This window comes from Streptomyces sp. NBC_01298, assembly GCF_035978755.1.
Taxonomy (GTDB): Bacteria; Actinomycetota; Actinomycetes; order Streptomycetales; family Streptomycetaceae; genus Streptomyces.
In genome coordinates this window covers 1,994,473-2,008,526 of record NZ_CP108414.1, presented here as the reverse complement: position 1 = coordinate 2,008,526, position 14,054 = coordinate 1,994,473, and the positions used below count along the sequence as shown (strand labels likewise).

The 14,054-nt window shown below is 73.1% G+C and carries 10 protein-coding genes; 3 read left to right on the top strand and 7 right to left on the bottom strand.

The genetic code is table 11. The features are described 5' to 3' along the window. Positions 1–21: 21 nt before the first annotated feature. The 6 genes from OG730_RS09105 to OG730_RS09080 form a co-directional block, all read right to left on the bottom strand. A complete protein-coding gene (locus OG730_RS09105) occupies positions 22–840 on the bottom strand; it encodes a hypothetical protein (RefSeq protein WP_327303755.1) in 819 nt (272 codons plus the stop codon). After that, entirely contained in the window at positions 840–2,105 is a 1,266-nt protein-coding gene (locus tag OG730_RS09100) for a VWA domain-containing protein (RefSeq protein ID WP_327303754.1), read from the bottom strand. The genes OG730_RS09105 and OG730_RS09100 overlap by 1 nt, the downstream gene beginning before the upstream one ends. Positions 2,106–2,185: 80 nt before the next feature. Beyond that, positions 2,186–4,387: a bifunctional polysaccharide deacetylase/glycosyltransferase family 2 protein gene (locus OG730_RS09095; protein WP_327303753.1), complete on the bottom strand. Its 2,202-nt coding sequence runs from the start codon at positions 4,385–4,387 to the stop codon at positions 2,186–2,188. A 61-nt stretch (positions 4,388–4,448) separates the two neighbouring features. Then, positions 4,449–5,333: a hypothetical protein gene (locus OG730_RS09090; protein ID WP_327303752.1), complete on the bottom strand. Its 885-nt coding sequence runs from the start codon at positions 5,331–5,333 to the stop codon at positions 4,449–4,451. Positions 5,334–5,429: 96 nt separating this feature from the next. Next, complete coding sequence (locus OG730_RS09085) at positions 5,430–6,371, bottom strand: hypothetical protein (RefSeq protein ID WP_327303751.1); 942 nt, start codon at positions 6,369–6,371, stop codon at positions 5,430–5,432. After that, positions 6,368–7,099, bottom strand: a complete 732-nt coding sequence (locus OG730_RS09080) for an RNA polymerase sigma factor (protein ID WP_442815184.1) — start codon at positions 7,097–7,099, stop codon at positions 6,368–6,370. Before OG730_RS09080 ends, OG730_RS09085 begins: the two co-directional genes overlap by 4 nt. Before the next feature lie 213 nt (positions 7,100–7,312). On the opposite strand from OG730_RS09080, the gene OG730_RS09075 reads away from it, so the two are divergent. From OG730_RS09075 to OG730_RS09065, 3 genes are all read left to right on the top strand, one after another. Continuing rightward, positions 7,313–8,359: a M4 family metallopeptidase gene (locus OG730_RS09075; protein WP_327303750.1), complete on the top strand. Its 1,047-nt coding sequence runs from the start codon at positions 7,313–7,315 to the stop codon at positions 8,357–8,359. 217 nt (positions 8,360–8,576) lie between these two features. Beyond that, complete coding sequence (locus OG730_RS09070) at positions 8,577–10,151, top strand: M4 family metallopeptidase (protein ID WP_327309199.1); 1,575 nt, start codon at positions 8,577–8,579, stop codon at positions 10,149–10,151. Positions 10,152–10,466: 315 nt separating this feature from the next. Then, positions 10,467–11,558 carry an IS630 family transposase gene (locus OG730_RS09065; RefSeq protein WP_327303749.1) on the top strand — a complete coding sequence of 364 codons (1,092 nt, stop codon included), beginning with the start codon at positions 10,467–10,469 and terminating at the stop codon, positions 11,556–11,558. Here OG730_RS09065 and OG730_RS09060 read toward each other — a convergent pair. Next, positions 11,555–13,954 carry a protein kinase domain-containing protein gene (locus OG730_RS09060; RefSeq protein WP_327303748.1) on the bottom strand — a complete coding sequence of 800 codons (2,400 nt, stop codon included), beginning with the start codon at positions 13,952–13,954 and terminating at the stop codon, positions 11,555–11,557. The genes OG730_RS09065 and OG730_RS09060 overlap by 4 nt on opposite strands. Positions 13,955–14,054 lie beyond the last annotated feature (100 nt).

Here is a 14,054-nt window from a genome sequence, read left to right as displayed (position 1 = left end):
GTCCCGCACCCGGGTGCCCGGTCAGGCGGTGGGCGGTACCCGTCCCGGGCGGCCCGCGCCGCGGGTCAGGCGGTAGCCGCCGATGCCCGCGAGGGCGGCGAGCAGGCCGCCGGCCGCGGTCCAGAGCCAGCGGTCCGACCACCAGGTGCCCGACCAGCCGTCGGCCGGCGCGATGCCGGACGCCGTGCCGGCGGCGGGGACGAGCGGCACGGCCAGGGCGTTGTCGGCCGCGTAGGCGCCGCCGACGTCCCGGGCGTCCGCCCGCACGCGGGCCCGTACGGGCTGGCCGAGGTCCTCCGTCGCGAGGTCGGTGACCGTGAGCCGGAGGTAATAGGCCCCCGGCAGCGGGTCGTTGGCCCACTGGTCGGCGCCCGAGCGGACCGGGCGCAGGGTGCAGGACAGGTCGACGGTGGCCGCGTCCTTGGCGGCCGTGCCGGTCTGCGTGCCGTACATGCACGGCTGGCGGCGGCGCAGGCCGTCGTACACGTCGAGCTGCCAGGTGGAGGCGGAGTGCCGGCCCGCCGCGGCGGGCAGGGTGACCGAGGCCCGCACGGTGGCGCGCTGTCCCGAGTCCAGGGGGAGCACCCAGTAGAGGTAGTCGCCGGTGGAGGCGTCGGCCGTGGCCTCCTGGCCCAGCTGGACCGGGGTGGCGGTACGGAAGGCCGTGCCGGCCTCGGTCGGCGCCTGCCCGCCGCCGCTCGGGCTCGGCGACGGCGAGGCCGCCACCCCGAGCAGGCCGCCGCCCACCAGCAGGGCGGCGGTCAGCGCGCGCCGCACGCGCCGGCCGGCCGGCGACCCGGGTCGGGATCCTTCGTTTCGTTCACGTCTCACGGCACTCATCAGTTGTTGGTCCTCCAGACCGTGATACGCCAGCGGGAGACCCAGCCCCACACCAGTCCTGCGAGGAGGCCGGTGAGCGCCAGTGCGCCGAGCAGCCACCAGCCGCGTCCGAGGCCGAAGGAGGCCACGTCGGAGGCCTCGTCCGGGCCGTCCACCACGTCGATGGTCAGCTCGACCGGCATGCCCGGGGTGGTCTTGACCGTGGCGGGGGCCGAGAAGGAGTTGCTGACCTGGAGGCACACGGTCTCGGCCGGCTCCTCGTCGTCCGCGCTCCCGGCCTTGGGATAGCGCAGCCCGGACGAGATGAGGTCGGTCCGCCCGTCACCGGCTTCCTGGCCGCGTACGATCTCCCGGCCGCTCCGCGTCGTGGCGCGCAGCAGCACTCCGTAGTCGTTGTTCACGGCGCGGTCGGCCCCGATGCTGACCGAGGCCCGCAGCTCCTTGCCCGGCGGTACGGAGACCCGGTACCAGCGGTGCTCGCCGAAGCTCTCGCGGTCGCTGTAGAGGCCGGGCTGCAACTCCGGTGCCGCAGCGCACTGCTTGGCGCCCTCGGTGGCCACCGGATTGACCACCGGTGTGGCCGCACGCCCCACCAACTGTTTTACTCTGCCCGACAGTTCGGCCGTGTGCTGCACGGAGGTGTACGTGCCGCCGGTGGCCTCGGCGATGCAGATCAGCTGGTCGCGGGTCTTGGCGTCGGGGACGAGCCCGAGCGTGTCGATGACCAGGTGGATCCCCTGGGCCGCGATGCTCCGGGCCACTTCGCAGGGGTCGAGCGGGGCGCAGGTGTCCTCGCCGTCGGTGATGAGCACGATCCGCCGGGTGGCGTCGCCGCCCTTCAGGTCCTCGGCGGCTCCGAGCAGCGCGGGCCCGATGGGCGTCCACCCGGTGGGGGCCAGCGTGGCCACCGCCGTCTTGGCCTCGGTCCGGTCCAGGGGGCCTACGGGGTAGAGCTGCTTGGTGTCCTTGCAGCCCAGGTTCTTGTCGGGGCCGGGGTAGTTGGCGCCCAAGGTCCGTATGCCGAGGCGCACTTCCTCGGGCACCGCGTCCAGCACCTCGTTGAACGCCTGTTTCGCGGCGGACATCCGGGTCTGCCCGTCGATGTCCTGTGCCCGCATCGAGCCGCTGACGTCCAGCACCAACTCGACCTTGGGCGCTTCCTTCGCGACCGGCTCACCGGCGGCGGCACCTGCCGGGAACAACCCGGCAGCGAGGGTGACGAACAGGCCGCACGCACTGGCCCTCACCCATCTTCTAGTGATCATCGCCGGATCGTATTGAGATTCCCCGCACCCGCCAAACCGGGGCCGATCCCGGGCCGCCGGAACGGGCCGGTGCGCGGTGCTCACCCCGGACGGCCGGCGCTCCCGCGGTCCGGGGTGCGGGGCCGCGGCGGGGACGCGGGCACCTGGAGGCTTCCGTAGCGTTCCATGCGCTGCCAGCGCAGGCGCGAACCCGCGATGGCGGTGAACACGGACTGGATGACGACCAGGTACATCAACTGGCGGTAGACGAACTGCTGGAGCGGCAGGCTCCACAGCGGGCCGGGGTGTTCCTTGTCGAGGCGGAAGGCGTAGAGCCCCATCAGGAGCTGGAGCAGCAGGAAGGCGCTCCACAGGCCCAGGATCCGGAGCGGGTCGAGGAAGACCAGCCCGAAGACCGCCGTCACGTCGACCACGGGAGCGAGCAGCGGCAGCAGCACCTGGAACATCAGGAGGTACAGCAGGCCCCGGCGGCCGAGCTTTCCGGCCTGGCCCCGCTGGGTGAGGGCGCCGCGGTGCTTCCACATGGCCTGGAGGGTCCCGTAACACCAGCGGTAGCGTTGCTTCCAGAGGGCCCCGAGGGTGGCCGGGGCCTCGGTCCAGGCCTTGGCCCGCTCCTCGTAGACGACGCGCCATCCGTCACGGCACAGGGCCATCGTGAGGTCGGTGTCCTCGGCGAGGGTGGTGTCGCTGACACCGCCGACGCGCAGGAGCGCCTCGCGGCGGAAGGCGCCGACCGCGCCCGGCACGGTGGGCATGCACTCGGCGAGGTCGAAGAGGCGGCGGTCGAGGTTGAAGCCGACGACGTACTCGATGTGCTGCCAACGGCCGAGGAGGCCGCCGCGGTTGACGACCTTGGCGTTGCCCGAGACCGCGCCGACCCGGCGGTGGGCGAAGGGCTGGATGATCATGCGGACGGCGTCCGGTTCGAAGACGGTGTCGCCGTCGACCATGACGAGCAGGTCGCAGGAGGCCGCGGCGATACCGGTGTTGAGGGCGGCGGGCTTGCCCGCGTTGCGCTGGCGGATGACGCGGACGCCCGGCAGCCGCAGGGCCTCCACGATGTCGGCGGTGCCGTCGGTGGACCCGTCGTCGACCACGATGATCTCCACCGGATGGTCCGAGGCCAGCAGCGACCGGACGGCCGCTTCGATGCCGGCGCTCTCGTTGTACGCGGGGACGATGATGCTGACCGGTTCGGTGACGGGTGCGCCCCACGGCACCCGGCGCTTGCGCACGTGGCGGCGGGCCGCGGTGAAGACGGCCACGGCGCGCAGCACGCTGATGGCGCCCGCCGCCCACAGGAGCCAGGACAGCGCGCTCAGGACCCAGTCGCTGGCGCGCAGGGCGTAGATGAGGGAGACACCGTGCCACTCGTCCACGGTGGCGGCCTCGTGCGCGGTCGGGGGAAGGTCGGTCGCCTCGGTGACGGTGGTGAGCCGGAAACCTTCGGCCTTCAGCAGGGGGACGAGGCGTTCGAGGGCCGCGACGGTCTGCGACCGGTCGCCGCCCGCGTCGTGCAGGAGCAGGATCTGGCCCTCGGTGCCCCGGGGCACCGAGTTGGCCACGATCTCGTCGACTCCGGGACGGCGCCAGTCCTGGCTGTCCTGGGTGCTGAGGACGGTGAGATAGCCCTCCGCGCCGGCCTGGACCACGGACTCCCAGGCGACGTCGTTCAGTGCCGCGCCGGTCGAGGAGTAGGGCGGGCGCAGCAGGGGAGTGGTGACTCCGGTGGCGCCGGCGATGACCAGCTGGCTTTCGCGCAGTTCCAGGGAGCGGCGCCAAGGGGAAGCCGCGCCGAGATCGGTGTGGGTGAAGGTGTGGACGCCGATCTCGTGGCCGTCCTCGACGATCCGGCGCGCCAGGTCGGGGTGGGCGGCGACCTGCGCGCCCACGGTGAAGAAGGTGGCCCGGACGTCGTTGCGCCGCAGGACGTCCAGGATCTCCGGGGTCCAGCGGGGATCCGGACCGTCGTCGAAGGTCAGGGCGATGGTGCGGGGCTCGACGGCCGCGGTCCGTCCCGCGGACCCCTCGATCACCGGGCCGCCCGTCCGGATCCGCTCCGGGACGGCGCCCGCCGGACCCGGATCGCGGTGGGCCCCGTCGGCGGTGCCGTCGAACATGTGGGTGACGTAGCCCTGGAGGAGCAAGGCCGCGGAGAGGGTCAGGACCAGTGTGGTCAGCAGCAGCCAGTGGGTGCGCACGGGGACGTCGCGCACGTCGCGTACGGGGACCTCGCGCACGGTGCTGTGCCGGCCGCGCGGGAGGCGGCGGTTCTTCGACAAGGGGAGGTGCTTCCTGCCTGTGCTGGTACCTGTGGTGGTGCCTGAGGGGGGTGGGGGCGGGTCACGGGTGAGCGGTCGGCTTGCCGCCCTGGCCGGGTGCGGACGTGGAACGGCCGCGGTTCGTCTGGCCGGGGGACGGGGCGGCCCCGGTGGTGGTGGAGGGGGCCGGGGCCACGGGGGGCGTGACGGTGGCGCCGGCCGTACCGCGTGGCGTGGCACCGTGGGCGGGGGCCGAGGCTGACGGGGCCGCCGGCGCCCGGGTGGCACCGCTCGCGGCGGCGCCGGTGCGCTTGGGGGCGGCGGTGGTTCCGGGCGACGGGGCGGCGGCCGGTGCCTTGCTCGGCGCGGCTTCCGGGGCCTGCGAGGGGTGCGGGAGCGGCAGGAGCGGTGAGGAGAGCGTGGGCCCGCCGAAGAGGGAGCTCAGCAGGAGCAGGAGGTAGCCGGCGGCCGGAACGACGAGCAGCCACCCCAGACGTCGTACGCGGCGCTGGCGCCGGCCCGAGGAGTCCACGAAGACGGGACTCGGATCGGAGGCGGTGGTCGCGGTGGTCGCGGTGGTGGAAGGAGCTGCCGCGGCGGTGGGTTCGGTGGGGAAGGACTCGTACTGTTCGGCGGATTCGGGGAAGGGGGCGTACCCGGCGCCGGGTTCGGTGAGGAAGGACTCGTACTGGCCGCCGGGCTCGGCGAAGGACTCGTACTGGCCGCCGGGCTCGGCGAAGGGTGCGTACCCGGCGCCGGGTTCGGTGGGGAAGGGGTCGTACGGTGCGGCGGGTTCGGCGAAGGGCGCGTACCCGGCGGCGGGTTCGGCGAAGGGCGCGTACCCGGCGGCGGGTTCGGTGAAGGGCGTCGGACCGGGCCAGGGCACGGAAGGGGGCACGGGCGCGTACGCGGCGTGCGGATACGGATACGGTTCCGGTTCCGCCGTGGAACCCGGTGGTCTGTGCATCGGTGGACAGCCTCTACAGGTGGTGGACGGGGACCCGGGCGGGGGTACGGACACGGGGGACGCCCCGTACTCCGCCGGACCGGACCCCGTCCGGGGTCAGGGGTGCGCCCCCGGGGGACGCCCGGTCGGGACGTCCCCGCGGGGCGGGGGCGGGGACGGGACGGTGCTCGGGGGTCCCGGCGGACGGGTGCCGGGCCCGTGGCCTCCGGTGCCCGGCCCGGGGGTGACGGGACGCCGGCTCGGATCGGGCTTGCCGGGATGCGCGGGGGTCGCGGCCCGCGGGTTGCGGGTCGGCGCGGCGGCCGGTGCGGTGGTAGCCGCTGAGGCGCTCGGTTCCGGTCCGCCGTCCTGGACACGAGCGCAGTAGCCCGGAACGGCGGGGCGGCTTCCCGCGGCGGCGACCAGCACGGCGAACCGCTGTTCGGCCAGGACCTCGTCGGGGCGTGCCCCGGTGGCGCGGGTGAAGGCCCGGCACAGCTCGGCCAGGTCGGAGGGCACCGCCGCCGACGGGCGGCCGGACGCCTCGGGGGACGGTGCCTCCGCGGCCAGGATGCCGGGCGCGGGGGAGGCGCCCGGAAGGTCGTGCTCGGGAGCGCCCCCGAGGACGGTGGGGAGGTTGCCCGTGCCGGCCGCGACGGCCACGCCGCCGAGGGCGACCGCCAGGACGGCGGCCGCGGCCTTCGAAGCGAGGAGCGCCGCCGGGGTGAGCGGCGAGCGCCTCGGGGAGGCCGGGACGGGCGCGCGTACGGGTACGGGTGCGTGAGCGGCCGCGGCGTCGAGGCGGGCGGCCCGGAACATGGCGAGGGCTTCCGGCTCGCCGGACAGTTCGCTCTTCCCCGCGGGAGCGGCGGCGGCTGCGAGCAGCTCCGCGAGGCTCTCGTGGTGGTCCGCACGGTCGGAGCGGTCCGTGGCGCCGCGCGAACCGGTCAACTCGGATGTCTGGGACGCACCCGGCGTACCCGAGGCCTGCGACCGGGCGCCGGCGAGCAACTGCTCTGCCGTGGCGTGGTCGATGCGGCGGGATCGGTGGGTGCTCATTTCGTGCCCTTCAGCGTCGGAGCCGTCGTCGGTGTCACTCCTGGGGCGGAAGTTCTTTCGGGCCGCCGGGGATCGGCCGGTTCGCCCGGTATGCCCCTGCCCGTTGTGGCACCCGCCCCCTGCTGGTCGAGCAGTTTGGCGAGCTTGCGCAGCCCGCGGTGCGATGCCATCCGTACCGCTCCGGCCCGCTTCCCCAGCACCCGCGCGGCGCTCTCCGCGTCCAGGTCCATGACCACCCGCAGCAGGACCGCCTCCGCCTGGTCGCGGGGCAGGAGGGAGATCAGCGCGAGCGCCGCACCCGTCCCCATCGTGGCCAGCGCGGCCCCCTCGGTGTCCTCCACGGCCGCCCGGTCGTGCAGGTACTCGACCGGTACGGAAACGGCCGGCCTGCGTCGACGGCGCCGCAGCAGGTCCATGGCCCGGTTCCGGCCGATGGTCGACACCCAGCCGCGGAACCCGTCGAAGTCTCCGCTGAAGGAGCCCAGGTCCCGCGCTATCTGGAGCCAGGCCTCGGACGCCACGTCCTCCGCGTCCTCGCCGACCAGGACGGTCAGGTAGCGCAGGAGCACGGGCTGCACCGCGCGGAACAGCGACTGGAAGGCCGCTTCGTCACCCTGCTGCGCCGCCCGGACGGCGCCCGTCATGTCCTCCGGGGCGGGCCGTGTCCCCGGTATGCCCGCTCCGCTGTCGGCTCCGCCGAAATCCTCCGCACTGTGCACGCGGGACATCATGCGCCACCCGGGCCCGAGGTCTCACCCCGGCCGGTGGACCGCCGACGCCCGGCGACGGGCCGCCGACGGATCGCCGCCCCGCCGCCCGGCCGGCGGATCGGTCGGCTCGCTGCGGGGCTGGTCAAAGTCGGGGGCATTGAGCAAGGATCGCGTCCGCACCTCACCACGCACGTTCTTCCGGCACCACACGTCCCTCACAGGAGGATGTCCATGCCCCGCCGTACCTCCCGCGGCCGTACCGCTGCCGTGATCGCGTCACTGACCCTGCTCGGCCTCGCCGTACCGGCCTCGGCCGACGCCTCGGCGTCCGCGTCGGGGCTGCCCCGGGGCCGCGTCTTCATGGTCAACCCGGTCCAGTCCACCGGCGATCAGATGCTCGTCGACGCCAAGGATTCGGCGGGCGCCGTACCCGACTCCGCCTACGCCTCGGCCGTGTTGCGCAACCTGGACGCCAGTGGCGGCCTCTCCGGCCGGTGGGCGTACATCCGGTCCGAGACGGGCGCGCCCGCGACCGCCCTGGACGCCGGCCGCTACACCCGCGCCGACGACCAGTTCGAGCAGGTCATGGCCTACTTCTGGGTCAACGAGGCGCAGGAGTACCTGCAAGGCCTGGGCTTCGGCGGCGAACTGCCCGGAGCCAACGACCGGGCGCAGCCCGTCCGCATCAACCAGTGGGGCGCCGACAACTCCTTCTTCACCGACAAGAAGGCCGAGATCCGCTTCGGCAAGGGCGGCGTCGACGACGCCGAGGACGCGGAGGTCATCGTCCACGAATACGGGCACGCGGTGCACAACGCGCAGGTCCCGGGCTTCGGCACCTCCCCGGAGGCCGGGGCCATAGGCGAGGCCTTCGGCGACTACCTGGCCGTCTCGGTCGGCGAGAACGCCTCCGCCGTCCGCGGCTGGCCGCGCGCGGCGGACCCCGCGTGCGTGGCCGACTGGGACTCGGTCGGCTACACCGCGGCCCCGCATTGCCTGCGCCGCATCGACGGCGGCAAGGTCTACACGGACCGCACCGGCGAGGTACACGCGGACGGCGAGATCTGGTCCCGCGCCCTCTTCGACGTCCGCAAGGCCCTGGGCGCGAGGACGGCCGACCGCATCATCGTCAACGCGCAGTTCGGCTTCGCCCCCGACACCAGCTTCCGGGACGCCGCGCTCACCACGATCGCCACGGCTCGGAGCATGTACGGGACCGGCGTCGCGGACGCCGTCCGCAAGGCGTTCGCCGACCGCCAGATCCCCGGCATCGCGTAGCCCGGCCCCTGGTGCCGCCCGCGTCCGCCCCCGGCGGCACCAGCCGCCGGGGGTGAGCGTAATGATCCGTTTTGGTCCGCTGAGCGGACGTCAGATACCGCTCTTCGGACAACGCCTGGTCAAATTCTTGTTGCGTACCTGTCATTCATGCTCTCTTTCCTGGCACTCTCGCAGCCGTCCCCCTCACGGCAACCAAGGAGAGAGAGTGACCCACCCCATGTCCTCAACCCCCGCCCCCCGCAGTCGTACCCGAGCGCTGCGCGCCACCGCCTTCGTCGCCTCGGCGGCGATGGTCGCCATCATCGCCCAGGGCGGCGCGGCCAACGCGTCGGCGGAGCGCGAGGCGGGAGCCACCGCGGTCACCCTGTCGTCCGGCGCCCGCGCCCAGGCGATATCGGCCGCCCAGTCGGCGTCGGCCGACACCGCCCGCGCCATCGGCCTCTCCGGCGGGGAGCGCCTCGTGGCGCGCGACGTGATCAAGGATGCGGACGGCACGGTCCACACCCGGTACGAGCGCACCTACGCCGGACTGCCCGTACTCGGCGGTGACCTGGTGGTCCATCAGAAGAAGGACGGCAGCCGCAAGACCACCAAGGGCACCGAGGCTTCGGTGGCCCCGGCCGGCGCCCGCACCCTGAAGGCGGCCCCCGCCGGTGCCCGCGAGGTCGTCTGGGCGGCCACCGGCAAGCCGGTCTTCGCCTACGAGTCCGTCCTCACCGGCACCCGGACCGACGGCACGCCGAGCGAGCGCCACGTCATCACGGACGCCGCCAGCGGCGCCGAGCTCTACTCCTACGAGGCCATCGAAACCGGCACCGGTGCCAGCGAGTACTCGGGCGGCGTCACCCTCGGCACCACCCTGAGCGGATCGTCCTACAGCCTCACCGACGCGGCCCGCGGCGGCCACAAGACCTACGACCTGAACGGCGCCACCTCCACCGCCACCGGCACCCTCTTCACCGACGCCGACGACAAGTGGGGCGACGGCACCCCGTCCAACCGCCAGACCGCCGCCGTCGACGCGCACTACGGCGCAGCCGTGACCTGGGACTTCTACCAGGCGGAGCTCGGCCGCAACGGCATAGCCGGCGACGGCAGGGCCGCGTACTCGCGCGTCCACTACGGCAACGCCTACGTCAACGCCTTCTGGTCCGACAGCTGCTTCTGCATGACCTACGGCGACGGCGCCAACAACCTCAAGCCCCTCACCTCGCTGGACGTGGCCGGCCACGAGATGAGCCATGGCCTGACCGCCGCCACCGCGAAGCTCAACTACAGCCGCGAGTCGGGCGGTCTCAACGAGGCCACCAGTGACATCTTCGGCACCTCGGTGGAGTTCTTCGCCAACAACTCCTCGGACATCGGCGATTACCTTATCGGCGAGAAGATCGACATCCGTGGCAACGGCACCCCGCTGCGCTACATGGACAAGCCGAGCAAGGACGGCGCCTCCGCCGACTCCTGGTCGAAGACGGTGGGCCGGCTCGACGTCCACAACTCCTCGGGCGTCGCGAACCACTTCTTCTACCTCCTCTCGGAGGGCAGCGGCGCCAAGACGATCAACGGCGTCTCCTACAACTCGCCGACCAGCAACGGCTCGACGGTCACGGGCATCGGCCGCGTCAAGGCGTACAAGATCTGGTACAAGGCCCTCTCGACCTACATGACGTCGACCACCAACTACGCGGGAGCGCGCACCGCGACCCTGCAGGCCACGGCCGACCTCTACGGCACGACGGGCGCCGAATACCAGCAGGTGACGGCGGCTTGGAAGGCCGTCAACGTCAACTGACGCACGCGGCGGACCTGGTGCCGGGGAGGGCGGCCTCGCCTTCCCCGGCACCGGGGCCCCTCCACCGCGACGGCCCCACCCCGCCGTTCCGGTCCTCGCGCCGCACGACACCCCTAGGCCGTCTCTTTCGGATCTTGCCGGGCCCGCGACGCCTGGCACCGCGCCTGGCCGCACTGCCGAGGCGACCACGTACACCCAGCACGCGAGCGCCCCGACAGCACGCCCAGGCACGGCACCAGACGCCGCGGACTCGGCCGACAAGATCCGAAAGAGACGACCTAGTGACCTGAGTCTGAGGTTTGTCGTTAGTTCGGCATGAGTCGTCCCGGTCCGAAGATTCCGCCGTTGTCGGTGACTGATGCCCAGCGTGCTGTGCTGGAGGGCTGGTTACGTCGTCGTTCGACAGCTCAGGCTCTGGCTCAGCGGTCGCGGATCGTGCTGGAGTGCGCGGGCGGGCATTGGGTGATGGAAGTTTCGCGGCGGCTTGGGATCGCGCCGGACACGGTCCGCACCTGGCGGCGGCGGTTTCTGGAGCACGGCCTGGACGGGCTGGGCGACGAGCCGCGGCCGGGTGTCCCGCGGAAGATCACCGACGCTGATGTCGAGCGGGTGATCGTCAAAACACTGGAAGAGACGCCGAAGAACGCGACGCACTGGTCGACGAGGTCGATGGCCGCGGCCACGGGAATGTCGCAGTCGACCGTCTCAAGGATCTGGCGGGCGTTCGCGCTGGCTCCGCATCGTTCGCAGACGTTCAAGCTGTCGACGGACCCGCTGTTCATCGACAAGGTCCGCGACGTGGTCGGCCTCTACCTGGACCCGCCGGAGAAGGCTCTGGTCCTCTGCGTGGATGAGAAGTCGCAGATCCAGGCCCTGGACCGGTCCCAGCCGGTCCTGCCGATGATGCCTGGCGTTCCAGAGCGCCGCAGTCACGACTACATCCGCGCCGGCACAACCACCCTCTTCGCGGCCCTGGAGGTCGCCACCGGCAAGGTCATCGGGTCTCTCCACCGCCGCCACCGGGCCGCCGAGTTCAAGAAGTTCCTGGCCAAGATCGACAAAGAAGTGCCGGCGGATCTTCAGATCCATCTGATCCTCGACAACTATGCGACCCACAAGACGCCGGACATCAAGAAATGGCTGCTGGCACACCCGCGGTTCCACCTGCACTTCACACCGACGAGTGCGTCGTGGCTGAACCTGGTGGAGCGGTGGTTCGCCGAGCTCACCCAGAAGAAGCTCAAGCGTGGAGTCCACCGCTCCGTCCAGGCTCTCGAGCGCGACATCCGTTCATGGCTGGCCGACTGGAACGACCAGCCCAAGCCCTTCCTCTGGACGAAGACAGCCGACGAGATCCTCGACAAAGTCGCCGCCTACTGCCACCGAATCTCTGACTCAGGTCACTAGACGGGGGAGGGTTCCACGGAGGACCATCCCTTGGCGGTCGGGGTGAAGACGATCCCGCCCACCACCAGGAAGCCGAACGGGTCGTCGGCCCCGGAGCGGACGCCGCCGCCCGGGACGGTGAACCGGCCGGTCCGCTCGTGGGAGACCAGGTCGATGACCACCCCCGAGGTCCGGCACCGTACGTACGCCAGCCCGTCGGTCACCACCACCGCGTTCGCGGCCTCCGGGCGCTCCGGGTCCGTGCACTCCTGCGCCAGCGGAACCCGCCACACGGCGCCGCCGGACTCCTGGTTGAGCTCCATGAACCCCGGCTCGCCGCCCGAGGCGGTCGCCATCAGGTACACCTTGTCCCCGGCCACGGCCGGTCCGGACAGCGTGGTGCCGGCGTACGGGAGGTCCGCGCCGCGCCGCCGGGCCGGCTCACCGCGCAGGACCCCGGCCCCGTTCTCCTTGTTGCACAGGAAGACGGTCGCCTCGCTCTCGTCGCGGCCCAGCGTCAGCCCGCGCGTCTCGCAGCTCCCGGGCATCGTGAAGCGGGTGCCGTCCTGGGAGGTCCCGAACGGCAGCTTCTTCCCCGTGGCCCCGTCGAGGGCCGTCACGAAGCTCTCGAAGCCCATGTCGGCGCTCTGCGACCGTCCTTGGACGTACACCCGGTCCCCGTCGACGCGCAGCGCCGGATAGCCGTCGTCCGAACCGGACACCTCCTGCTGCCACAGGACCTTCCCGTACCGGGTCTCCAGCGCGGTGACCCTGCCCGACGCGGAGACCGCGAAGACCCTGCTGCCGTCGGCGTCCAGCACCGGCCGCCGCAGCTTCTCCTTGGTGGGGAACTCCCACCGGGGGGTGCCCTCTTCGAGGTCCAGCGCGGTGAACCCCCTGCTGTCGAGCGCGATCACCGTGTGGGTTCCGGCGGTCGCTCCCGGGGCCACCATCGGCGCCTGCCCGTCCGCGGCGCCTTCCAGCAGCTGTCCCCACAGCAGTTCGCCGGTGGCCGCGTCGAACCGGCTGAGCACGTCGCCCGGCACTTCCTTGTCGCGCCGGAGGGCGGTGCACACCAGCGAGGATTCCGCGTACACGCAGGACCCCATCTGGTCGCCGCCGTTCCAGGCCCGCCACCCGGCGGGGCGCCGGGCGGGCCCGTCCGCGTAGGCGCGGCCGCCACCCGGGCTGCCGCCCTCGGTTGCCACGTACGGGGCGAGGGCGCCGGTGACCGCCTGCGGGGAGGGCGTACGGGTGCCCCCGCCGGGGTTCCCGGAGGATCCAGCGGAGGATTCGGGGGCCTTCGCGTCGTCCCGCGAACCGCCGGCCGGCGGGGAGAGCCGCAGGTAGACCCCGCCGCCCGTCAGCAGCGAAGCCGCGAGCGCCGCGGCGAGCAGGACGCGCCTGCGGGGCCTACGGGGCCTACGGGGCCCGCGCGGCCGCCGGGGCCCTACGGCCGCCGCCGCGTCCCCGGCGGGGCCGGTCGGCGGCCCGGACCGCCGGGTGAGCGCCCCGGCGGTGTCCTCGACCGGCTCCTCGACCGGCGTCTCGACCGGCCTACGGGTCTCCTCGCCCGGGTCGCCCGCCTCGCGGACCGGGTTCTCCCAGTCGGCCGCCGGGATCCGCGCCAGCACGGCCAGCAGCTCGTCCGGTCCCGGCCGGTCGGCCGCCTCCTTGGAGAGGCACGCCCCGACCACGTCCCGTAGGGCGTCGGCCAGCCCCGTGATGTCCGGCGCGTCCGACACCACGCGGTAGGCCGTCATGTAGTGCGACTCCGCGTCGAAGGGCCCCCGTCCGGTCGCGGCGAACACCAGCACCGACCCCAGCGAGAACACGTCCGACGAGGCCCGCACCCGCGCCGGAGCCGACAACTGCTCCGGCGACATGTACGGCGGCGTCCCCAGGATCTGCCCGGTCGAGGTCAGCGTCTGCTGACCCGCCGCCCGCGAGATCCCGAAGTCGATGACCCGCGGCCCGTCGTCCGTCAGCATGACGTTGTCCGGCTTCAGGTCGCGGTGGATCACCCCGGTGGTGTGCAGCTCGCGCAGCGCCTCCACCAGTCCCAGCGCGAGGACGCGGAGCGCGCTCCCGCGCAGCGGCCCGTCCGCCTTCACCCGCGCGCCCAGGGTCCGTCCCGGCACCAGCTGGGTGGCCATCCAGGGCCGCTCCGCGTCGGGGTCGGCGTCCACCACCGCGGCGGTGAAGGCGCCGCTCACCCGCCGGGCGGCCGCCACCTCCTGCCGGAACCGGGTCCGGAACTCCGGGTCGTCGGCGAACTGCTGGTGCACCAGCTTGACCGCGACGAGCCGCCCCGAAGCGGCCCGCCCCGAGTACACCGTCCCCATCCCGCCGGAACCCAGCCGGGCGATCAGGACATAGCCGCCGATCGCCCGCGGATCCCCGTCCCGCAGTGTCATGTACCGCCCCGCCCACCCGTGTACGTCCGTCGGCGGCACCCTATCCCGGACCTGCGCACTCGTCCGGCGAAGCCACCCGCCGGCCCGTGCGGATCAGAGG